The organism is Micromonospora sp. (genome assembly GCF_048594385.1).
GTDB lineage: Bacteria > Actinomycetota > Actinomycetes > Mycobacteriales > Micromonosporaceae > Micromonospora > Micromonospora wenchangensis.
In genome coordinates, this window is the sequence record NZ_JBMDWU010000459.1 from 1 (window position 1) to 21,121 (window position 21,121).

General features: G+C 74.7%; 16 protein-coding genes. 8 read left to right on the forward strand and 8 right to left on the reverse strand.

Going from position 1 to position 21,121, the window contains the following annotated elements:
* Window positions 1–245: 245 nt before the first annotated feature.
* Window positions 246–1,442: a hypothetical protein gene (locus tag ACOJTC_RS25045; protein WP_420118728.1), complete on the reverse strand. Its 1,197-nt coding sequence runs from the start codon at window positions 1,440–1,442 to the stop codon at window positions 246–248.
* A gap of 422 nt (window positions 1,443–1,864) precedes the next feature.
* Between ACOJTC_RS25045 and ACOJTC_RS25050 the strand changes: the two genes are divergently transcribed.
* On the forward strand, window positions 1,865–3,661 hold the full coding sequence (locus ACOJTC_RS25050) for a hypothetical protein (protein WP_420118737.1): 1,797 nt from the start codon (window positions 1,865–1,867) through the stop codon (window positions 3,659–3,661).
* Window positions 3,662–3,749: 88 nt separating this feature from the next.
* On the opposite strand, the gene ACOJTC_RS25055 is transcribed toward ACOJTC_RS25050, so the two are convergent.
* Complete coding sequence (locus ACOJTC_RS25055) at window positions 3,750–5,627, reverse strand: hypothetical protein (RefSeq protein WP_420118738.1); 1,878 nt, start codon at window positions 5,625–5,627, stop codon at window positions 3,750–3,752.
* A 121-nt stretch (window positions 5,628–5,748) separates the two neighbouring features.
* Here ACOJTC_RS25055 and ACOJTC_RS25060 point away from each other — a divergent pair, with 121 nt between their 5' ends.
* The 5 genes from ACOJTC_RS25060 to ACOJTC_RS25080 all read left to right on the forward strand — a co-directional run bounded on the left by ACOJTC_RS25060 (window position 5,749) and on the right by ACOJTC_RS25080 (window position 10,857).
* Window positions 5,749–7,035 (forward strand): PQQ-binding-like beta-propeller repeat protein, encoded by a 1,287-nt coding sequence (locus ACOJTC_RS25060; protein ID WP_420118729.1) that lies wholly within the window; start codon window positions 5,749–5,751, stop codon window positions 7,033–7,035.
* The gene (locus tag ACOJTC_RS25065; protein ID WP_420118730.1) at window positions 7,032–8,306 is read left to right on the forward strand and encodes a PQQ-binding-like beta-propeller repeat protein; all 1,275 of its coding nucleotides are present in this window, start codon (window positions 7,032–7,034) and stop codon (window positions 8,304–8,306) included. Before ACOJTC_RS25060 ends, ACOJTC_RS25065 begins: the two co-directional genes overlap by 4 nt.
* Before the next feature lie 79 nt (window positions 8,307–8,385).
* On the forward strand, window positions 8,386–9,048 hold the full coding sequence (locus tag ACOJTC_RS25070) for a response regulator transcription factor (RefSeq protein ID WP_204923992.1): 663 nt from the start codon (window positions 8,386–8,388) through the stop codon (window positions 9,046–9,048).
* Between the two features lie 105 nt (window positions 9,049–9,153).
* Entirely contained in the window at window positions 9,154–10,305 is a 1,152-nt protein-coding gene (locus ACOJTC_RS25075) for a sensor histidine kinase (RefSeq protein WP_420118731.1), read from the forward strand.
* A 165-nt stretch (window positions 10,306–10,470) separates the two neighbouring features.
* A complete protein-coding gene (locus ACOJTC_RS25080; RefSeq protein ID WP_204923994.1) occupies window positions 10,471–10,857 on the forward strand; it encodes a VOC family protein in 387 nt (128 codons plus the stop codon).
* 116 nt (window positions 10,858–10,973) lie between these two features.
* Here ACOJTC_RS25080 and ACOJTC_RS25085 read toward each other — a convergent pair whose 3' ends face one another.
* The 6 genes from ACOJTC_RS25085 to ACOJTC_RS25110 all read right to left on the reverse strand — a co-directional run bounded on the left by ACOJTC_RS25085 (window position 10,974) and on the right by ACOJTC_RS25110 (window position 18,871).
* The gene (locus ACOJTC_RS25085; RefSeq protein ID WP_420118732.1) at window positions 10,974–11,678 is read right to left on the reverse strand and encodes a hypothetical protein; all 705 of its coding nucleotides are present in this window, start codon (window positions 11,676–11,678) and stop codon (window positions 10,974–10,976) included.
* Window positions 11,679–11,863: 185 nt separating this feature from the next.
* Window positions 11,864–13,138, reverse strand: coding sequence for a hypothetical protein (locus ACOJTC_RS25090; protein ID WP_420118733.1), 1,275 nt, complete (start codon window positions 13,136–13,138; stop codon window positions 11,864–11,866).
* A gap of 168 nt (window positions 13,139–13,306) precedes the next feature.
* Window positions 13,307–15,373, reverse strand: coding sequence for a 3-hydroxyacyl-CoA dehydrogenase NAD-binding domain-containing protein (locus ACOJTC_RS25095; protein WP_420118734.1), 2,067 nt, complete (start codon window positions 15,371–15,373; stop codon window positions 13,307–13,309).
* Complete coding sequence (locus ACOJTC_RS25100) at window positions 15,370–16,566, reverse strand: thiolase family protein (protein ID WP_204957046.1); 1,197 nt, start codon at window positions 16,564–16,566, stop codon at window positions 15,370–15,372. Before ACOJTC_RS25100 ends, ACOJTC_RS25095 begins: the two co-directional genes overlap by 4 nt.
* Window positions 16,567–16,777: 211 nt before the next feature.
* Complete coding sequence (locus ACOJTC_RS25105; RefSeq protein WP_204923999.1) at window positions 16,778–18,094, reverse strand: ribonuclease D; 1,317 nt, start codon at window positions 18,092–18,094, stop codon at window positions 16,778–16,780.
* A 204-nt stretch (window positions 18,095–18,298) separates the two neighbouring features.
* Window positions 18,299–18,871 (reverse strand): DUF3000 domain-containing protein, encoded by a 573-nt coding sequence (locus ACOJTC_RS25110; protein ID WP_204924000.1) that lies wholly within the window; start codon window positions 18,869–18,871, stop codon window positions 18,299–18,301.
* A 282-nt stretch (window positions 18,872–19,153) separates the two neighbouring features.
* Between ACOJTC_RS25110 and hemE the strand changes: the two genes are divergently transcribed.
* Together hemE and hemG are read left to right on the forward strand one after the other, a co-directional pair.
* A complete protein-coding gene (gene hemE, locus ACOJTC_RS25115) occupies window positions 19,154–20,251 on the forward strand; it encodes a uroporphyrinogen decarboxylase (RefSeq protein WP_420118735.1) in 1,098 nt (365 codons plus the stop codon).
* Window positions 20,252–20,254: 3 nt separating this feature from the next.
* Window positions 20,255–21,121, forward strand: an 867-nt coding sequence (gene hemG / locus ACOJTC_RS25120) for a protoporphyrinogen oxidase (RefSeq protein WP_420118736.1), incomplete at its 3' end; no start/stop codon positions are given.

A 21,121-nucleotide genomic window follows, 5' to 3' on the forward strand; every position in this document is an offset into this window, starting at 1 on the left:
GCCGTGACCGCCCCTGCCCCGGCTCGCGCCCGGCCCACCCTCGGCCTCGGCCCGCCGCCCGCCGCGCGCCCTCGGCCCGCCGCCGCTGACCCCGGTGATCAAGAGGTTTGCGTCACCGGCAGCGGCCACAGTGACGCAAACCTCTTGATCACCGGGGCGATCCGGGGAGCCGGGGCGATTCGGGGAGTCGGAGCGATCGGGGCGATCCGGGGAGTCGGGGAGGGCGGGGCGGGGTGGGTGGGGGGTCAGCGGCCGCCGGCGGAGCGGTAGTAGGTCTTTTCGGCGGTGGCCAGGCTGAAGGTCTGCCGGGAGGCGGGCATCGGGACGACCACCAGGCCGGGACGTTCCACCAGGCGGGGGGTGCCCGGGGGCACCGACAGGGAGGCGTCCCGGTTGCCCCGCCAGGTCAGCACCACCAGCGGCTGCCCCGGCACCGGCAGCACGTACGTCTGGAGCGGGTTGGACCGGTCGGCGGGGGAGACCACCGGGGTGCCGTCGCCGGCCGGACGGTAGACCACCGCGGTCATCGTCCCCGCGTCGGTCTCCCAGGTGAGCTGCTCCAGGTCGCCGGGGTCGTTCCCGCCACCCAGCGTCATCTCGCCGATGGCCCGGACGGCCACCTTCTCCATCGGCCACGACTCGGGCACCGACCGGGGAGCGTCCCGGTCGCCGATGCGGCGCGGGATGCTGCCGAACGGCCCCTGCTCGTCGGCCAGCACGCAGGTGTCCAACCCGTCGAGGGCCCGCCGGCCGGAGCCGGTGTCGTCGCGGACCAGGGGATACCTCGGGTCGACGGTGGCTGCGCCCAGGTCGAGCAGACGGTCGGCGGCCCGCCCCCGGGGCAGCGACTCGGTGGCCCGCAGGGTGGCCGTCACCGGCACCGCCCGGCAGTCGGGCACCTTCACCGGGCCGGTCAGCCCGTCGGTCAGCATCAGCGCCCGGCCGTCCGGGCCGAGCAGCCGCTCCACCCGGCCGGAGGTCAGGTAGCGCCGGCCGTCCGGCAGGCGCAGCGGGAGGACGTCGGCGTAGACCAGGTAACCCGGGTCGGTGTACTCGCTCGCGCGGGTCACCTCGTACCGGCCGTCACGGCCGGTGAGCTGGAGCAACCATGAGGCGCTCTCCCCGGGCACGTCGGCGGCGACCAGGGCCAGCGGCACACCGTCGACCGCACCCGACCAGAGGATCCCCGACGACGGCAGGTGGACCCGGTCGTCGATCGGGGAGCGCCAGGCGCGGACCGCCTCGGTCACCGCCGCCGTCGCCGCGGCGTCCCCGGCGAGCGCTCCGCGCGGCGGCCACACCGCACGGGTGCCGTCCAGGCTGTCGTAGCCGACCCGCAGCTCGTGGACCTGACGCGAGGTGACCGGGCCGCACGCCGGGGCCACCAGCAGCAGGGCGAGCAGCGCGGCGAGCGTCGTGCCGCGACGGCGAACCGAAGCCATCCCTACGCCCCCGATCGCGTCACCGTCGTTGTCGGAAGCCCACATGGTACGCAACGCCCGGTGACGCCCCGCAGCCGTGTCCCGATGGCCACAAGGGACACCACAGTGAATTTCGGGCTTTTTCCCGGCTCCGGTAGACTCCGCCGACTGTGACGTCTGCCGAGCCCCGTGGCGCCTCCGCACCGGCCCCCGACGACTCCGGGGGCTCCGCCCGCGGCACGACGGCCACCGCGACCGCGCCCCCACCCGTGACCCGTCCCACCCCTGCCGACCTGCGCCTCACCGACGTGCCGGCACCCGTGGACCGGACGGTCGAGGCGCCGCCGGTCGACGCGCCGCCGGTGGGAGCGGCACCCGGCGGGGCGGCCACGGCACCGGGCGGCGGCGGCGACGGTGCGGCGGCGGTGGTCGTACCGGAGCGGGTGGCTGCGGACACGGACGGTGACGGCGCGACGCCGGCCGCGTGGTGGCGGCGCTGGCGCTGGACCGCCCGCCGCAAGGACCTGGTGGTGTACGGCATCTTCCTGCTCGTCGCGCTCTGGGTGACCAGCCGGATCTGGGCCGACCCGGCGGGCCGGGTGGCCTCGCTCTACAGCAGCGACCCGGCGCAGGTGCAGTTCTTCCTCGCCCACTCGGTGCGGGTGGTGCTGCACGGGGAGTTCCCGTTCTACACCGACCAGTTCAACTTCCCCGACGGCGTCAACCTGATGGCCAACACGGCGGTGCTGGCGCTGGGCATCCCGATGGTGCCGGTCACCCTGCTGTTCGGGCCGGCGGTGTCCTTCGTGGTGCTGGTCACCCTCGGCCTCGCCGGCACCGCCGCCGCCTGGTACCACGTGCTGTCCCGGCACCTGGTGCGGCGGCGGTTCGCCGCGGCGGTCGGCGGCTGGTTCTGCGGGTTCTCCCCGGCGATGCTCTCGCACGCCAACTGGCACCCCAACATCATCAGCCAGTTCCTGCTGCCGTTCATCGTGTGGCGGGTGATGGTGCTGACCCGTTCCACCCGGCCGGTACGCGACGGACTGCTGCTCGCCGTGCTGGTCACCGGGCAGGCGTTCATCAACGAGGAGATCCTGCTCTTCACCGCCCTGGCCTGCGGCATCTTCCTGATCGCCATGGTGGCCCAGCGCCCGGCGCTCTGGTCGGCGGCGTGGCGGCCCCTGGCCAAGGGGGTGGCCGCGTGCGCGGTGCTGGCCGGGGCGCTGCTGGCGTACCCGCTCTACATCCAGTTCGCGGGGCCGATGGCGTACCACGGGCTCAGCGACGCGGTGCAGGACTACGGCAACGACATCGCCGCCTTCTTCGCCCCCGGCTCACCCACCTTCGGCGGCAACGAACGGGCCAACGTCAACCTGGCCCCGAACTACTCCGAGGAGAACGCCTTCTTCGGCTGGAGCCTGTCGCTGATCGCCGTCGGCATCGTGCTCTGGCTGCGCCGCGAACGCCTCGTCCGGGCGCTCGCCGTCACCGGCGCGTTCTTCGCGCTGCTCTCCCTCGGCGAGCGGATCTCCTGGTGGGGGCGGGACCTGGTCACCGGGCCGTGGGAGCTGCTGGTGCGGCTGCCGCTGCTGGACGCGGTGGTGCCCACCCGGTTCGCCCTGATCACCTCCGTGGTGATCGGCATGCTGCTGGCGCTGGCGGTGCAGCGGGCCTGGACGCTGCGCGGCGCGCAGTGGCAGCACGCCAAGACCGTCACGGTGGCCGCCCTGGTGCTGGCGCTGCTGCCGATCGTGCCGATGCCGCTGAAGGTGACCTCCCGCCCGCCGGTGCCGGACTTCATCACCGCCGACCGCTGGCGGGAGTATGTGGGCCCCGGGCAGACCCTGGTGCCGGTGCCCGTGCCCAGCATGGGCAACACCCACGGGATGCGCTGGGCGGCGGCCACCAACCTGGACTTCAAGATCCCGGGGGGCTACTTCCTTGCCCCGCGCAACGGCAACACCGGCGACCCGGGCCGGTTCGGTGGGCGGCCCAGCGGCATCGGGCAGCTCCTCGACGAGGTCGCCACCACCGGGCGGACGACCAAGCTGGACGACCGGCAGCGCCGCCGCAGCCTGGACGAGCTGCGGCACTGGAACGCCGCCGTGCTGGTGCTGCCGCTGCGCCAGCACAACGCGGAGCCGCTGCGCCGGACCGTCGAGCAGTTGGTCGGCCCCGCCCGCCGGGAACTCGACGTGTGGGTGTGGGACGTCCGGCCGCTGTCCGCCCGCACCGCCTGACCGTTGCGGTCCGGCCCGACCGGACCACGGTCCGGCCGGGCCGGGCTGCGCGTCGGGCCGGGTCGGGCTGCGCGTCGGGTCGGGCGGGTCAGTCGACCAGGGGGCGGACGTCCCAGAGCCAGACGTCGTCGACCCGCTGCGCCGGGCCGAGCAGGCCGGTCATCAGGTCCCGCAGCACCGCCTCGCGCGGATGGGCCCCCAGCACCACCACCGACGCCCGCCAGAACCGCAGGTCCTCCACCGCCTGCCGGCGGTTCTCCCCGGTCAGCGCGGGCACCGTGCCGGCGTCGATGGTGGCGTAGATCAGGGTGCTGGTGGGTCGGTTCGGCGCGCCGAAGACGCCCTCGCCCAGCTCGTTGGGGCCGATGAAGTAGCCCCCCGGCACCGGGAACTCGTGCCCGGTCAGCGCGCTCCAGCGCAGCGTGGACAGGCCGTGCACGTTGCTCGGGATCGGCACCGGGACCAGGGTGCGCCCCTGCGGCACGTACGGCCGCCAGCCGCCGGCGGTGATGAAGTGCGGCGGCAGGTCGATGTGCTGCGCGGGCAACGGACGGGGGAACAGCGGCAGTACCGCCAGCGCGATCGCCGCGTACCCGACCGGCCGGACCCACCGGCGGCGGGCCGGCGCGGCCTTCCCGGCGCTGTCGGCGGCGGTGGCGTCGTCGGCGGCGGCGCGCGGCGTCGGCACCCGGGACCGGCCGTGGCCGCCGACCGCGTCCCAGGCCAGCGCGAGCAGGACGCCGACCGCGCCGGTCACCACCAGGGTCAGCCGGGTCGGCATCATCATCTCGACCAGCGGCAGGTCGTCCGGGATGTACGCCCACGGGCCGTCCACGGTGGTCTCCACCCCGTTGAACCGGACCTTGGGGCCGATCGCCGCGACGGTGAAGACCACCACCAGCACCCCGGCGATCCGGGCGGCCAGCGACCGCCGCCAGAGCAGCACCAGGGCGGCCAGCGCGACCAGCACCAGCGGCCAGCCGAACCAGGTGTTCTGCTCGGTCAGGCCGATGGTCTTCTCGACCGCCTCGTCCCCGGCCACCGTGTCCCGGGCGAAGGTGACGAAGGCCATCAGGTCCTCGCCCCAGTTGTGGAACACCCCGCCCTGCAGGCCCCGGTAGGACTGCGGCCCGTTGAACTGGTCCCAGATCGGGTATGCGGTGAGCAGCAGCGCCAGCCCGCCGCCGACCCCGAGCGCGGCCAGGAAGCCGCCGGCTCGCGCGCGGGCCTCGCGGGGCCGCTGCACCACGTACGCCGCCACCGCCACCAGGCAGGCCAGCGCGGTCAGCAGCAGCATCTCCTCGTTGATGAAGACCTGGTACGCCACCAGCAGCCCCAGCACCAGCCCGTCGCGCCGCCACCGGCCGGGCCGGCCCAGCAGCAGCACCCGGGTCACGATCACCGGCAGCAGGAAGTTGGAGACGAAGTTGGGCTGCCCGTTGGCGTGGTGCACGATGCCCGGGGCGAAACCGAGGAACGCGCCGCCGACGAACGCGCCGGCCCGCGAGCGCACCAGGTGCCGGGAGAGCATCCAGTACGAGGTGGCCGCCGTCGCGGCGAGCGCCCCGCCCAGGTAGAGCGCGTACGTCACCTGCGGGCCGAACAGCCACGTGACCGGGGCCAGCGGGATGGTCATGCCCAGCAGCGAGGTGTTCGCCATCATGTTCACCCCGTCCGGGGCGTTCTGCCGGGCGCTGAACAGCGGGTTCTCCAGGTGCCGCACCGAGTACGCGCCATGGGTGAACAGCCACTCGAACCAGCTGTGGTCGGTCGGCAGGTGGGACGACACCCGGTGCTGCACGTCCACCCAGTAGTTCAGGCACACGAGAACGCCGATCAGCGCATAGGCTCCGATGGCGAGCACGTCGGCCCGGCCCGGCCGTCGGCGGGGCCGCCCCGGTGGGTCGGTCGCGTCGGGCTCGACCGCGTCGCGCGCGGACGTCGGGTTCAACGAGGGATCTACCACCGGCACGGCCACGACGGGCCATCGTACAGGCGACGACCGGTCGCTCCGGTGACCCGGTGCGTGGCGCTGCGCGTCCGCCGGCGGGCGGTCGGCGGGGCATGGCGGTCGAAAGAGGGTGCGCGTGACGGTCATCGATCTGGGTGAACTCCGCGACGATCCGCTGCCAACGCCGTCCGGTCCCGCGCCCCGGGCCGTCGGCCGGCCACTGCGGCTGGCGGTGGTGCTGGCGTTCACCCTGCTGGCGTCGACCGCCGCCGCGCCGGTGGCACAGCGGGTGGCGGCCGTGGTCCCCGCCCCGCTCGGCACGGTGGCGCTGCTCTACGACGGGGAGGTCTTCCTGCTCGAACCCAGCGGCACCGCCGCCGCTCCCGGCTGGTTGAGTGCCTGGACCGTCCCCACCTCCGCCGGGGCACGGCCGGTACGCCGGTGGCGGATGCCGGTGCCGGTGGTCAGCGGGTCCGCGCAGCTGCGCCGGCACGCCGACCTGCTGCTGCTCACCGGCTCCTCCGGCCGGCTGGACGGGGAGTACCGGACGTTCGCCCACGACCGGGACACCGGCCGGGTGCGGTGGCAGCGGACCGGGTCGGGCCGGTCCGCCGGCCCCGACCTGCTCTTCGAGGACGGCGCGGACGGGCGCATGACGATCAACTCCGTCGATCCGAGCACCGGGCGGGACCGTTGGTCGATCCCGGTTCCGTCCGGGATGGTCCTGTTCAGTCCTGCGGCCGACGGGGTGGACCGGATCGTGACGGTGCGCCCGGACGGCCCGGCCGAGGTCTGGGACGCCCGACGCGGGGTACGCCTGCACACCGCACCGCTCGACCACGAGGGAACGCCGTCGAACACCGGGTTCGATGTCGTCGGTGACCTGCTGCTCGCCTTCGCGGGGAATTCCGGCCGACTCACCGGGTTCGGCCTCGACGGGCTGGACCGCCGATGGGAGGTGCCGTTGACGACGCCGGTGTTCTTCGTCGCGTGTGGACCGTTGCTCTGCGCGCAGGGCGAGGCCGGCGGGGTGCGGGCGCTGGACCCGGCGACCGGCCGGACGGTGTGGCGCGACAACCGGTGGCGGCTCTCCGGGACCGAACGCGGCGGCCGGATGCTGGCGAGCGCCCTGGGCCGGGGCATCTGGCACCCGATGGTGGTGCTCGACGTCGCCTCCGGGCGGGTCGCCGCCGAACTGGACGTCTGGCATCTCGCCGCGTCGAACAGCCCCGACGGGCCGGTGATCGGGTTACGCCCGGCCGGCGAGGGCCGAATGCTGGTCGCCGAGCTGGACGTGGCCGCCGCACGGGCCCGGGTGCGCGACGTGCTGCCGGCCGTCTCCGGCGACTGTCAGAGCGACGCGCAGCTTCTGCTGTGCCGGCTGACGGACGGCAGGTTCGGGGTCTGGCGGGTGCCCCGGTGACGGTGATCGACCTGGGTGAGGTCGGTCACCACGACGAGCCGCCGCCCCCGCCGGCCCGCCGACCCCGGGGCCGGCGGTCGGCCGGCCACCCGGCGACCGTCGCCCTGACCGCGCTGCTCCTGTTGCTCACCCTGGCCGGCGCGGCACCCGGGCCGCCCCGGTTGACCCCGGTGCCCGTGCCGGACGTGCCGGAGCCCAGCCACCTGATCGTCGGGGGCCTGCTGGTGCTCGCCTACCCGTCGGCGCTGTCCCCGGCCGGCAGCCGGCAGCTCACCGCGATCGACCTGGCCGACGGGCGGGTCCGCTGGGAGACGTCGCTGTCGCCCCGGCACCAACTGGTGGTGCTGGAGGGGGTCGGCGACGACGTGGTGGTCACCACCGACCCCGGCGGCGAACCGGTCTCCATGGTGCTCGACCACGTCGACGGGCGGGCCCGGTGGCGCCAGCCCGGGGTGGCGGTGCCGACCGCCGACGGCGGGCTGCTGCTGGAGGACCTGCACGTCGACCGGGTGGCGGTACGCGGGGTCGAGCCGGCGACCGGCGCGGCCCGCTGGACGGTCACCGCCGGGGCGGCCACCGTCGGCTACCGGCCGGGGGAGCGCGGCGTCGCGGAACTCGTCGTGGTGACCAGCGCCGGCCGGGCCGAGGCGTACGACGTCGACACCGGCGTTCTTCGGCTCGCGTTCCCGGTGCCGCCCGCCCGCAGCGACCATCACCACGTGGCCCAACCGACCGGTGACCTGCTGCTGGTCGACGGGGAACCGGGCCGGCTGGCCGGCTACGACCTGGCGTCCGGCCGGCGACGGTGGGACACGCCGGTGCCGACGCCGGACGGCTGGTCCGTCCGGTCCTGCGGCGACGCCGTCTGCCTGGGGGAGCCGTTCGGGACCCGGGTGCTCGATCCGGTGACCGGTCGGGTGCGCTGGACCTCCGACTGGTGGGCCCCGGTCGCGTCGGTCGCCGGCCGGATGGTCGGGGTCAGCGCCGACGGGCAGCAGGGGCTGGCCCTGCTCGACGCGGCGACCGGTCGGTCCGTGGCCGAGCTGGGCCGGTGGGAGTTGGTCCACCAGTGGCCGCCCACCGACGCGCTGCTGGTCGTCCGGCCGGTCGGCGGCGGCCGGCAGATGGTGGCCGAGCTGGACCCGACCGACGGCACGCTGCGGGTCCGGGACGTGCTGCCCGGCCGGTGGGAGGCCTGTTCACGGACCCAGGGGGTGCTGGTCTGCTGGCGGCAACGCAACAGCATCGGTGTGTGGCGGATGCCGGACTGACGGTGTCGGGGGGCCCACCTGCGGCCGGGCGTTTGGCCGGCGGCGCTAGGTTGTCGGACAGGTCGGCGAGGAGGTCGGAATGCGGGTGCTGGTGGTCGAGGACGAACGGAACCTCGCCGACGCGATCGTGCGGGGGCTGCGCAAGCGGGGCATGGCGGTCGACGTGGCGTACGACGGGGACGCCGGCCACGAGGCCGCCTTCGTCACCCGGTACGACGTGGTGGTCCTCGACCGCGACCTGCCCGGCATGCACGGCGACCAGATCTGCGCCGAGCTGGCCGCCTCCGGCACCCTCACCCGGGTGCTGATGCTGACCGCCAGCGACAGCGTCGCCGACCGGGTGCAGGGGTTGGGTCTCGGCGCGGACGACTACCTGCCCAAGCCGTTCGCCTTCGACGAGTTGGTGGCCCGGGTGCAGGCGCTGGGCCGGCGGGCCACCCCGCCCGCCCCGCCGGTGCTGCAGGTGGGCGACGTGGTGCTCGACCCGGCCCGCCGGGTGGTCACCCGGGCGGGTGCCCCGGTCGACCTGACCAACAAGGAGTTCGGGGTGCTCAGCGAGCTGGTCAAGGCGCGCGGCGCGGTGGTCTCCAGCGAGGAGCTGCTGGAGCGGGTCTGGGACGCCAACACCGACCCGTTCACCACCATCGTCCGGGTGACCGTGCGGACCCTGCGCAAGAAGCTCGGCGACCCACCGTTGATCGAGACGGTGCACGGTGCCGGCTACCGGACGGTCGGCGCATGAACGCGGGGAGCGGGCCGGTGTCGCGAGCCCCGCAGTCGCGAAGCGAGGCCGGCACATGAGCGGGCGGGTACGGCGGGGCGGCTGCCCGGGGCCCGGGGTGCGGTCGTGACCCGGCGGCCGCGGCCCACCCTGCGGTTACGATTGACGCTGCTCAACGGGGTGCTGCTGGTCGGGGCCGGGGCGATCCTGGTGACGTTGGCCTGGCTGCTGGTGCGTGACGCGCTGCGGCCCACCGACGAGCTGCGGCCGGGCACCACCGTGCTGCTGGCCGACGGGCGGTCGCTGGACGCGGCGGTGTGGCAGCGGCAACTGGTCGACGCCGCCTCTGACGAGCTGCTGGTCAAGGGCCTGCTGGCGCTGCTGGCGATCAGCGTGGTCGGGGTGGCCGGGGCGTACTGGGTGGCCGGCCGGACGCTGCGCCCGCTGCACCAGGTCACCGCGACCGCGCGTCGACTCGGCGAGACCACGCTCGACCAGCGGATCGGCTGGTCCGGGGCGGACGACGAGGTGGCCGAGCTGGCCCGGACCTTCGACGCGATGCTGGACCGGATCACCGCCGCCTTCGAGGCGCAGAAACGTTTCGTCGCCAACGCCTCGCACGAGCTGCGCACCCCGCTGGCGGTGATGCGTACCGAGATCGACGTGACGCTCAGCGACGACGAGGCGGACGCCGCCGAGTACCGCCGGATGGCCACCGTGGTCCGGGACGCCTCGGAACGCGCCAACGGTCTGGTGGACGCGCTGCTGGTGTTGGCCCGTAGCGAGGCCCAGAAGGGTCGGCTGCTGTCCCGGCGTACGGAGTGTGACCTGGCCACCGGCACCGCCAACGCGTTGTCCGCCATGTCCCGCGAGGTGGAGCGGATCGGGTTGCGGGTGCAGTCCTCACTGCGGCCGGCCCCGGTGACCGGCGACCCGGGCCTGCTGGACCGGCTGGCCGGGAACCTGATCGAGAACGCGGTGCGCTACAACCACCTGCACGGCCGGCTCTGGGTGCGTACCGGCACCGACGGGCGCTCGTCCTGGCTGGTGGTGCGCAACACCGGCTTTGAGGTGGACCAGGCCGACGTGCCGGGGCTGTTCGAGCCGTTCCGCCGGGGCGGGCGGGAACGCACCGGGGCCCGGGGTTCCGGGCTGGGCCTGTCGATCGTCCGGGCGGTCTGCGACGCGCACGGCGGCACGGTTCAGGTCACCGCGCAGAAGGGCGGGGGCCTGGAGGTGACCGTCACGCTGCCCTCGGCCGACCAGACTCCGGGTTGAACCGGCTTGCCGGCCGGCGGGACGCCTGCAATGATCACACCGTCGGCCCGGTCCGAGGAGAGGGGGTGCGGTAGATGTCCATCATGACCTGTCCCGCGCCCCGCCCTGCCCACCGCTGACACCGCACGTCACGGGGCGCGTTCCACTGCTGCGAAAGGCAGACCCGTGAGCGCACGGATCCACAACCTCGGTATCGACTGTCACGACACCTACGCCCTGGCCGGTTTCTGGGCGCAGGTCTTCGAGTGCCCCCGCCAGCCCGACGACCACCCCGGTGACCCGGAGGCGATGCTGCTGCCGCCGGGCGGGCCGGAGGTGCTCTTCCTGGCCGTGCCGGAGGGCAAGTCGGTGAAGAACCGCCTGCACCTCGACCTGGAGCCGGTCGACCGGACCCGGGACGAGGAGGTCGCGCGGCTGCTGGCCGTCGGTGCCGTCCAGGTCGACGACCAGCGTCGGCCCGACGGCACCGGCTGGGTGGTGCTGGCCGACCCGGAGGGCAACGAGTTCTGCGTGCTGCGCAGCGCCGCCGAGCGGGCCGCCACCTCCGGCTGACCGCCACCTCCGGCTGACCGTCGGCGCGGCTGAGCTGCCGGCGGGCCGTGGCCTGGACGCCGACGGGCCCCGCCCACCGTGGGGTGGACGGGGCCCGTCGGGGCGACCCCGGTGGGTCAGCCCTTCTTCTCGATCTGCCCGCGCATGGTGACGAACTCGGACTTCAGCTCGGCGGCCGACTTGTAGTACTGGACGATCAGGCCCACGCTGCCCCGGTCGGCCCAGATGCAGACGCCCAGCGGGACGCCCTCGCTCTTGCCGTCGCCGCACTTGGCGTCGCCACCGAGCGGGCCGGCGTCGACGGCCGCCATGTTGGTGACGTTGAGCTGGCTGGAGATGCCGTTGACGGCGTCGTCGAGTTCCTTCTTGGGGTCGACCATCACACCGGACGCGGCGGCGATCATCAGCAGGTCCCGCTTGGCCGGGTCACCGTAGAAGGCACCTGCGGTGCTCGTCTCGTTCTGCACGGACTTCTTCATCTCGGTGACCAGGCTGTCGGCGACCGCCTTCAGGCCCGGCTCGGTGACCTGCGGGCGGCCGGCCAGGGTGGCGGGGGCGGACACGGTCGTGTTGGCGGCGTCCACCGCCTCCTTGACGTCGTCCTTGTGGGCGAAGGCGGCGATCGCCGCGCCGCCGAGGCAGAGCACCAGCAGCACGGCCAGCACGATCAGCACGATCTTGCCGACGGACCGCTTCTTCGCCGGTGCGGGCCCGGCGGCGTACGGGGTCGCCCCGACGCCGCCCGGCTGCTGCGGGTATCCGCCCTGCGGCGCGTCGCCGTCCGGCTGGTGGGCGGGAGGGGTGGTCGGGGGCTGGGACATCAGATCGGCTCCAGAGATCGTTTGTTGAGGCCGGGTGATCTTAGCCAGCCCGACCGACATCCCTCGCCCCCGACCGGTCCGCCCGGGGTCGTCGCCCCGGTCCATCCCGGGTCACCGCCGGTGGGCGCGGACAGCCGCAGGGGCGGCCACGAGGTCCGGTAGACCCGTGACCGCCCCTTGGCGGATCAGTCCCGCTTCTCGATCTGACCCCGGATGGCGACGAACTCGGACTTCGCCTTGGCCGCCGAGGAGAAGTACATGACGATCATGCCGACGCTGCCGTGGTCGGCCCAGACGCAGACGCCGAGCGCGATGCCGGACGCCTTGCCGTCACCGCACTTCGCGACCCCGCCCAGCGGGCCCGGGTCGATGGTGGACATCTTGGTGACCGAGAGCGAGCTGCCCAGCCCCTTGACCGCGTCGTCCAGCTCCTGCTCGGGCAGGATGACCGGGCCGGACGCACCGGCCATCATCACCATGTTCTTGCTGGACGCGCTGCCGTAGAACGCGCTCACCGCGCCCGTCTCGTTGCGGACCTCGGACTTCATGTCGCGGACCATCTGGTCGGCGATCCGGCGCAGCTCCGGGTCGGTGCTCTTGGACCGGCCACCGAGGGTCGACGGGGTCACCAGCCGGATCGGGCCCGGGTCGTCGGCGCTCTCGGTGGGGGTCGGCTCGGGGGTCGGGCTGTCGGTCTCGACAGGGGTGGGGCTCGGGGTGGGCGACGTGACCGCGGTGGGCGTCGGCGACGGGGTCGGCGTCTTCGGGTCGTCGTCGTCGCTCAGGGCGACCCAGGTGAGGCCGCCGCCGCCGAGGCAGAGCACCAGGAGCCCGGCGAGCCCCAGCGACAGCAGCAGCGGCAGCTTCGACCGCTGGGGCGCGGGGGCGTGCGGGGGGCCCGGCGGGGAGCTGAACGGCGCGCCGCCGAAGCCGGCGTACCGCTGCGCGGCCGGGTCGGGGTAGCCGCCCGACCCGGCGGCACCCGGGTAGCCCGGTTGCGGGCCGGGATAACCGGGCTGCGGGGTGCCGGGATAGCCGGACGGGGCCGCGCCCGGGTAGCCGGGCTGCGGGGCCGCCTGATAGCCGGGCTGCGGGGCACCCGGATAGCCGGACGGTGGGGTGGCGGGCGGCCCGGAGTGGGGGGCGCCGGGGTAGCCCGACGGCGGGGTGGCGGGCGGCCCGGAGTGCGGGGCACCGGGGTAGCCGCCCTGCGCCGGGTCGGACTGCGGCCAGCCGCCGTACTGCGGGCCGGGGTAGGCGTCGGCCGGCGGGCCCGACTGCGGATCGGCGGGCCATCCGCCGGGCTGCGATCCCGACGGGTACGGCGTGGTGGGCCAGCCGCCACCCTGCGGCGGGGTGTGCGGGCCCTCGGGCGGCACCGGAGGGCCGTCGGAGTAGTGACCGGTGGGCGAGCCGTGCTCCGGCTGCCCGGACCAGGGATCGACCGGCGGTGAGGTCATCAGATCAGCTCCAGGCGAGGGTGAGAACGCGTGATGGTAGCCAGACGGAGCCCGGCCGCGCAGCCCCCCGAGTCTGACGAGGGTACGCAAACGACGATCGCGGTGGCCACGATATCCCGGGGGGAGGACATCGGCGGCCACCGCGATCGGCGGGGGAGCGGGGATGGTTCAGGCGCGCAGGCTGGCGGCCCCACGTGGCAGGAAACGCCGCCCGGTGACCCGCTCGGAGGTGCCGGTCCGGTCCAGGTACGGGGTGATCCCGCCCAGGTGGAACGGCCAACCGGCACCGAGGATCATGCACAGGTCGATGTCCTGCGCCTCGGCGACGACGCCCTCGTCGAGCATCAGCCGGATCTCCTGCGCCAGCGCGTCGAGGGCGTTCTGCCGGACCTGCTCGGCGGTGAGTGGCTGGTCCCCGACGACGAGCAGCTTGGCCACCTCGTCGTTGATTCGGTCCTCGACGACGATCGGCTGACCCGAGTCGGCGATCCGACGGAGATTCTCGCTGACGTCGAACCGGTCCGGGTACGCCGCGTGCAGGGTGCCGCCCACGTGGTACGCCACCGCCGGCCCGACCAGCTGGAGCAGGGCGAGCGGGCGCATCGGCAGCCCCAGCGGGTCCAGCGCGCTGTCCGCCACGTCGAGCGGGGTGCCCGCGTCGACGGCGGCGAACACGGTGCCCAGGAAGCGGGTGAGCAGCCGGTTGACCACGAACGCCGGGGCGTCGGAGACCAGCACCGAGGACTTCTTCAACTGCTTGCCCACGGCGAACGCGGTGGCCAGGGTGGCGTCGTCGGTCCGCTCGCCCCGGACGATCTCCAGCAGCGGCAGCACCGCCACCGGATTGAAGAAGTGGAAGCCGACCAGCCGCTGCGGGTGCTCCAGCTCGGCGGCCATCGCGGTGATCGACAGCGAGGAGGTGTTGGTGGCGAGCACCGCCTCCGGCGCGACGATCTTCTCCAGCTCGGCCCAGACCTGCTTCTTGACGTCCAGGTCCTCGAAGACGGCCTCGATGACGAAGTCGGCGTCGGCGAAGACGGACTTGTCGACCGAGCCCGAGACCAGGCCGTACAGCTTGGCGGCGGTGCCCTTGTCCATCCGGCCCTTGCTGACGGCCTTCTCGATCTGGGTGTGCACGTAGCCGACACCCTTGTCGACCCGGGACTGGTCGAGGTCGGTCAGCACGACCGGCACCTGGAGGCGGCGGGCGAACAGCAGGGCGAGCTGGCTGGCCATCAGGCCGGCGCCGACGATGCCGACCTTGGTGACCGGCCGGGCCAGGCCCTTGTCCGGCGCGCCGGCCGGCCGCTTGGCCCGCCGCTGCACCAGGTCGAAGGCGTACAGACCGCTGCGCAGCTCCTCCGAGAAGATCAGGTCGGCCAGCGCCTCGTCCTCGGCGGCGGTGCCGGTGGCGAAGTCGGCGTCCTTCGCCGTCTCCAGCAGGTCCAGCGCCTTGTAGGCGGCCGGGACCGCGCCGTGCAGCCGCGCATCGAGGGTCTGCCGGGCGAAGTAGAGCACGCCCGCCCACATGTCCCGGTCGACCTCGGGCCGGGTGACGGTGACCTCGCCCCGGACCACCCCGGCGGCCCATTCCAGCGACCGCTCCAAGAAGTCTGCCGGCTCCAGCAGCACGTCCGCGATGCCCATCTCGGCGGCCTGCTTCGGCTTGAGCATCTTGTTCTGCATCAGCGGGTTCTGCAGGATCACCTGGGTGGCGGCGGGGATGCCGATCAGGTTCGGCAGCAGTTGGGTGCCACCCCAGCCGGGCACCAGCCCCAGCGACACCTCGGGCAGGGCCAACGCCGCCGCGCCGCCGGACAGCGTCCGGTAGTGGCAGTGCAGGGCCAGTTCCAGTCCGCCGCCCATCGCCGCGCCGTTGACGAAGGCGAAGGTGGGTACGGCGCTGTCCCTGAGCCGGGCGAAGACCCGGTGGCCGAGCCGGCCGATCTCCAGCGCCTGCTCCCGGTCGGCCAGCGCGGGCAGGCTGGTGATGTCCGCGCCCACGCAGAAGATGTACGGCTTGCCGGTGACCGCGACGAACGCCGGCTCCGCGGCCAGGGCGGCGCTGATCGCCTCGTCGAGGCTGGCCAGGCCGGCCGGGCCGAAGGTGTTCGGCTTGGTGTGGTCGAGGCCGTTGTCCAGGGTGATCAGGGCGGCGGGCCGGTCCAGCCCGGGTACGTTCACCTGACGCAGCAGCGCCCGGGTGACGACCTCGTTCGGTGCGCTGAGGCTCATTTGTCTGCACCCTCCCAGTTCGGGTTCTCCCAGATGACCGTGCCGCCCATGCCGATGCCGATGCACATGGCGGTGAGGCCGTAGCGCACCTCGGGGTGCTCGGCGAACTGCCTGGCGAGCTGCGTCATCAGCCGTACGCCGGAGGAGGCGAGCGGGTGACCGATGGCGATCGCGCCGCCCCACGGGTTGACCCGGGGGTCGTCGTCGGCGATGCCGAAGTGGTCGAGGAAGGCGAGCACCTGCACGGCGAACGCCTCGTTCAGTTCGAACAGGCCGATGTCGTCGATGCTCAGGCCGGCGATGCGCAGTGCCTTCTCGGTCGACGGGATCGGGCCGACGCCCATCACCTCGGGCTCGACGCCGACGTAGCCGTACGACACCAGCCGCATCGCGACCGGCAGGCCCAGCTCACGGGCGGTGGCCTCGTCGGCGAGCAGGCTGGCGGTGGCACCGTCGTTGAGGCCGGCCGCGTTGCCGGCGGTGACCTTGCCGTGCGGGCGGAACGGGGTCTTCAGGGTGGCCAGCTTCTCAAGCGAGGTCTCCCGGGGCGCCTCGTCGGCGGTGGCGAGGCCCCAGCCGCCGTCGGCGTCGCGGATCGCGACCGGCACCAGGTCGGCCTGGAGCTTGCCGTCGGCGTACGCCTTGGCGGTCTTGAGCTGCGAGGCGAGCGCGAACGCGTCGGTGCGCTCCTTGGTGATGTGCGGGACCCGGTCGTGCAGGTTCTCGGCGGTGGCCCCCATCACCAGGGCGGACGGGTCGACCAGCTTCTCGGCGATGATCCGCGGGTTGGGGTCGACGCCCTCGCCCATCGGGTGCCGGCCCATGTGCTCGACACCACCGGCGATGGCGATGTCGTACGCGCCCATCGCGATGCCACCGGCGACGGCGGTGACGGCGGTCATCGCCCCGGCGCACATCCGGTCGACGGAGAAGCCGGGGACGGTCTTGGGCAGGCCGGACAGCAGGGCGGCGGTGCGGCCGATGGTGAGGCCCTGGTCGCCGATCTGGGTGGTGGCGGCGACTGCCACCTCCTCGACCCGCTCCGGGGGCAGCTGCGGATTGCGGCGCAGCAGCTCACGGATGCAGCGGATGACCAGGTCGTCGGCGCGGGTGTTGGCGTACATGCCACCCGCCTTGCCGAACGGGGTGCGGACACCGTCGACGAAGACGACATCCCGAACTTCTCGGGGCACTTGGAGCCTCCTTATCGACCACGACCCGGCCGACGCGCCGCGGGGGCGGCACGGGCCGGGTGAGGGTCGGCCGGCACTGGCGTTTCCCGAGGAATGCTACTCGCCAGTAACCATAGCCGTCACCACCCCCGGTGTGGCCCACCCCACACTCGCCGACCGGGTGCGCCGGTGGTGACGGCGCACCCGGGTCCCCGGCGGGCGGGGCGGTGGCTCAGGCCCGGGGCACGGGCAGCAGTGCCTCGGCGAGCGCGGGCAGCAGGAGCGAGAGCTGCCACTGGCGCGCGCCGTAGCCGCGCAGCACCTCGGTGACGGTGTCCACGGTGATCTCGTCGGGCGGCTGCCAGGCCAGCCGACGGACCGAGTCCGGGGTGATCAGGTTCTCCGGCGGGAGCCGGTGCTCACCGGCGACGCGGACCACCACCTCCCGGCAGCGCGCCAGCCGCCCGGCGGCCACCGGGTCGCGCTCCGCCCACCGGTGCGGCGGGGGCGGCCCCTCCACCGTCGGGGTGACCGGCAACGCGTCGTCGGCCAACTGGCGGGCCTCGTCGAGCGCCGTCAGCCAGGACCGGGCCAGCCGGCGCACCGACCGGCCGCCGAACCCGGGCAGGGTCAGCAGCGTCTTCTCGTCCTTCGGGTCCAGCTCGGCGGCGGCGATGATCGCCGAGTCGGGCAGCACCCGGCCCGGAGCGGCGTCGCGGCGCACGGCGATCTGGTCCCGGGCGTACCACAGGGCCCGGACCCGGGCCTGCGCCCGCGCCCCCCGGACCCGGTGGATGCCGGAGGTCCGCCGCCACGGCTCCGCCCGCACCCGGGGCGGCCGGGTGGCCCAGGTGATCAGCGCGGCGAACTCCTCCGCCGCCCACGCCGACTTGCCCTGCGCCTGGAGCTCCGCGTCCAACGCGTCGCGCAGGTCGACGAGCATCTCCACGTCCAGCGCCGCGTAGGTCAGCCAGGACTCGGGCAGCGGACGGCTGGACCAGTCGGCCGCCGAGTGGTGCTTCTCCAGGGTGTAGCCGAGCAACTGCTCGGTCAGCGCGGCCAGGCCGACCCGCTCGAAGCCGGCGAGCCGCGCGGCCAGCTCGGTGTCGAACAACCGGCGCGGACGCAACCCCAGCTCGGCCAGGCAGGCCAGATCCTGGCTGGCGGCGTGCAGCACCCATTCGGCGTCGCCGATCGCCTCGTCGAGGGCGGTCAGGTCGGGCAGTGGCAGCGGGTCGATCAGCGTGGTGCCGGCCCCCTCCCGGCGCAGCTGCACCAGGTAGGCCCGCTGGCTGTAGCGGTATCCGGAGGCCCGCTCGGCGTCCAGGGCCACCGGGCCGGTGCCCGCCGCGAAGCGGGCCACGACCTCGTCCAGCTCGGCGGGGGTGGCCACCGGCTGGGGGGTGCCGTCGCGGGGCGCGGTCAGCGGTACGGGCCCGCCGGAGGGCTGCTCGGTGCCCGCGTCCGCCGGCTCCGCGACGGCCGGGGGCGGAACGTCTGCCGTACGGCTTTCGGCGGCCCGACGGCGCAGGGGTGGTTCGTCGGTCACCTGGCAACCCTAGTGCGCCCGGGCGACATGGTGTGCGCAGGCGGTCCGGTGTGTGTCGTCCCGGTGTCCGGCAGGGGTCCGGGCGGTGGGGACGGCCACCTCGCGGGTGAGACATTCCGCGTCGGGCGGGACGTCCCCGGGGCGTCGGGGACATCCGCTTGTGCTCCGGGCGTGTCGCGCCGCTACCGGCGGAGCGGCCGGTGGTCAGGCCGCGCCGGCCGGCCGGCGGTCGGTGAGCGCGGTGACGCCGGGCGGCGGCAGCCCCGCGGTGGAGGCGAGCAGCGCGCACCACGCCGACAGGTGCGCGCCCAGGTCCTCGCCGAGCGGCGTCCACGACGCCCGGATCTCGACGTCCCCGGCGGCGGGCGGGCCGGCCAGGTCGCCGAACCGGGTCGACACGGTCTGGGTGACCGTGCCACCGGCCGCCCGGTAGCACGCCCGGTGCGCCTCCAACGCGTCGGTGAGCCAGGTCCAGCCCACCCCGGGCAGCAGCGGATCGGCGGCCAGGTCGACCTCCAGGTCGGCGGTCACGTAGGTGACCAGCCGCAGGGTGCCCTGCCAGGCGTCGTGCCCGGCCGGGTCGTGCAGCAGGATCAGCCGCCCGTCGGCCACCTCGTCGTCGTCGCGCAGCACGGTGGCGGAGAGGGCGAACGCGTAGGGGGCGAGCCGCTGGGGCGCGCCGACCTCCTCCAGGACGATCTCCGCCCGGGGGGTGACCGACCGCAGGCCGGCGACCGCGCGGGCGAACGTCTCCGGGAGCGCGATCGGGGGGGCCATGACCGGCAGCCTATGCCGACACGCCGTCGCCCGCCGGGACGGCACGCCGAAGTGCCGCGTCCCGCCGCCGACCGGGACGTTCCGGTGGTCCGCGCGGCACCGTCGGCCGGGCGGGCCGTGCACCCGGGCCACGTCGGCCGGGCGGGACGGGCACCCGGCCACCGTCGACCGGCGCGGGCCGTGCACCCGGGCCCGTCGCCGACCGGCGCGCGCCGGGGGCGCGGGTCACAAATGGCGGCGCTGCCCGTCGGGCCCGCGCGGGTGCGTGGCACGATTGCCGCGATGACCACCGACACCACGGGCACCGCCGCCCGAGACGGAGAATCCCGCCGCAGCGGGCCGGCCCACTCGCCCTTCGTCCGGGCCTGCCGCCGGGAGTCCGTCCCGCACACCCCGGTCTGGTTCATGCGCCAGGCCGGCCGGTCCCTGCCGGAATACCGGGAGATCCGGGCCAACGTGGGGATGCTCGACTCCTGCCGCCGGCCGGACCTGGTCACCGAGATCACCCTCCAACCGGTCCGCCGGCACGGCGTCGACGCGGCGATCCTGTTCAGCGACATCGTCGTCCCGGTCGCCGCGGCCGGCGTCGACCTGGACATCGTCGCCGGCACCGGGCCGGTGGTGGCCGAGCCGGTGCGCACCGTCGCCGACGTCGAGCGGGTCCGCCGCCTCGACCGCACCGACGTGTCCTACGTGGACGAAGCGGTCCGGCTGCTCGTCGCCGAGCTGGGCGACACCCCGCTGATCGGCTTCGCGGGCGCGCCGTTCACCCTGGCCAGCTACCTGGTCGAGGGCGGGCCCTCGCGGACCCACGCCAGGACCAAGGCGATGATGTACGGCCAGCCCGAGCTGTGGCACGCGCTCTGCGCCCGGCTCGCCGAGGTCACCCTGGCGTTCCTGCGGGTGCAGGTCGACGCCGGGGTCTCCGCCGTGCAGCTCTTCGACTCCTGGGCCGGGGCCCTGTCGGAGGCCGACTACCGCCGCTTCGTCCTGCCGCACTCCACCGCCGTGCTGTCCGGCCTGGCCGACGCGGGGGTGCCCCGGATCCACTTCGGGGTGGGCACCGCCGAACTGCTCGGCGCGATGGGGGAGGCCGGGGCCGACGTGGTCGGCGTCGACTGGCGTACCCCGCTGGACGTGGCGACCCGCCGGATCGGTCCGGACCGGGCCGTGCAGGGCAACCTCGACCCGACCGTGCTGTTCGCCCCCTGGCCGGTGATCGAGGCCGAGGTGCGGCGGATCGTCGAGCAGGGCCGGGCCGCCCCCGGACACGTGTTCAACCTCGGTCACGGCGTGCTGCCGGAGACCGACCCCGAGGTGCTGACCCGGGTGGTCGCGCTGGTGCACGAGGTGTCCGCGCGCCGGGACGAGCAGGGCTGAGCGGTGCGGGCGCGGCCGTGGCGGGTGGCGGTGGTCGGTGGCGGGATCACCGGCCTGGCCGCCGCGGTCCGGCTGCGCGACCGCGCCCCCGCCGACACCGAGATCACCGTGTACGAGCAGTCCGGCGCGCTCGGTGGCAAGCTGCGCACCGGTGAGCTGGCCGGCCGGCCGGTGGAGTTCGGCGCGGAGTCGTTCCTGATGCGGGACCCGGCCGGGGGCGAGTCCGCCGCGGTGGCCCTGGCCCGCCGGCTCGGCCTGGCCGGGCGGATCGTGCACCCCACCGTCGGGCAGGCGGCGCTCGTCGTCGACGGCGGGCTGCGCCCGATCCCCGGCGGCACGCTGGTCGGCGTACCCGGGGATCTGGCGGCGGTGGCGACGGTCGCCGAGCCCACGGCGGACGCCGACCGCGACGGCGGCCGGCCGCTGCTCGACGCGGACCAGGACGTCTCGGTCGGCGCGCTGGTCCGGGCCCGGTTCGGCGAGCAGGTGGTGCAGCGGCTGGTCGACCCGATGCTCGGGGGCGTCTACGCCGGGCGGGCCGACGACCTGTCCCTGGTCACCACCATGCCGGCGTTGGCCCGCGCGGCGCGGGTGGAACACACCCTGGTTGGGGCGGTCCGGGCCGCGCAGGCTGCCGCGCCCCGCGCCCCCGGCGCACCGGTCTTCGGCACCCTGGACGGCGGGCTGAGCACCCTGGTCGAGGCGGCGGCCACGGCCAGCGGCGCGACGATCCGCCGCAACGCGGCGGTCCGCGAGCTGACCCCGGTCGGCGGCGGCTGGCGGCTGACCGTCGGGCCGACCCGCGACCCGGAGTCGGTCGAGGCGGACGCGGTGCTGCTCACCGTGCCGGCCCGCCCCACCGCCCGGCTG

What these genes read in the sequence shown, in the direction of transcription:
- ACOJTC_RS25085 (WP_420118732.1), bottom strand. Translation starts at nt 11,678, where the DNA reads ATGTCCCAGCCCCCGACCACCCCTCCCGCCCACCAGCCGGACGGCGAC.
- hemE (WP_420118735.1), top strand. Translation starts at nt 19,154, where the DNA reads ATGACCACCGACACCACGGGCACCGCCGCCCGAGACGGAGAATCCCGC.
- ACOJTC_RS25095 (WP_420118734.1), bottom strand. Translation starts at nt 15,373, where the DNA reads ATGAGCCTCAGCGCACCGAACGAGGTCGTCACCCGGGCGCTGCTGCGT.
- ACOJTC_RS25110 (WP_204924000.1), bottom strand. Translation starts at nt 18,871, where the DNA reads ATGGCCCCCCCGATCGCGCTCCCGGAGACGTTCGCCCGCGCGGTCGCC.
- ACOJTC_RS25070 (WP_204923992.1), top strand. Translation starts at nt 8,386, where the DNA reads ATGCGGGTGCTGGTGGTCGAGGACGAACGGAACCTCGCCGACGCGATC.
- ACOJTC_RS25090 (WP_420118733.1), bottom strand. Translation starts at nt 13,138, where the DNA reads ATGACCTCACCGCCGGTCGATCCCTGGTCCGGGCAGCCGGAGCACGGC.
- ACOJTC_RS25045 (WP_420118728.1), bottom strand. Translation starts at nt 1,442, where the DNA reads ATGGCTTCGGTTCGCCGTCGCGGCACGACGCTCGCCGCGCTGCTCGCC.